This is a genomic window from Geminicoccus flavidas (assembly GCF_009806515.1).
GTDB classification, from domain to species: Bacteria; Pseudomonadota; Alphaproteobacteria; order Geminicoccales; family Geminicoccaceae; genus Geminicoccus; species Geminicoccus flavidus.
In genome coordinates this window covers 1-590 of the sequence record NZ_WUJP01000513.1, presented here as the reverse complement: position 1 = coordinate 590, position 590 = coordinate 1, and the positions used below count along the sequence as shown (strand labels likewise).

Below are 590 nucleotides of genomic sequence, written 5' to 3'. Positions count from 1 at the left end.
GTGGCCGACGACTGGCTGCCGGAGCTGCATCTGGGCGTCACCGGCCAGATCCCGACCGACTACGTGCCGGAGCCCGACATGCGCATCGACCTGTATGCCCGGGCAGCACGGGTGGCGGACGAGGCCGATGTCGCGGCGTTCATGGCCGAGCTGGAGGATCGGTTCGGCCCGGTGCCGGCGAGCATGACCCGGCTGCTTGCCCAGGCCCGCATCCGCGCCTTGTGCCGCCGACTCGGCATCGGCCGGCTGGATGCCGGGCCCCAGGGCCTGGCGCTCACCCTGCGTGACGACGCACGAGTGCCGGCCCTGCACGGCTGGAGCCAGAAGGACCGGAGGCTGGTGCTGGCGCGCACCGTCGAGGATCCCGAGGAACGGCTGGAGTTGCTCCTGGCGGCACTGGAAGCGGCTGCCGAGTCGCTGGAGGAGCCGCCTGCCGCCGCGTGAGCAGGACGGAACTCCGCCCGCCCGGTGCCGGTTCCCTCCAGAGGATCAACCAGGGCGAGGCAGGCCATGAGCAGAGCGATCACCGCGATCTTCGCGAGCCGAGCTGCAGCGGAGCGCGCCCGCGACAGCATCGTGGCGCTGGGCGT

General features: G+C 72.4%; 1 protein-coding gene. It reads left to right on the top strand.

Translation table 11 applies throughout. The features are described from left to right. Window positions 1-444: TRCF domain-containing protein (locus tag EQG76_RS14490; RefSeq protein ID WP_321573464.1), on the top strand; the 444-nt coding region annotated here is incomplete at its 5' end. Window positions 445-590 lie beyond the last annotated feature (146 nt).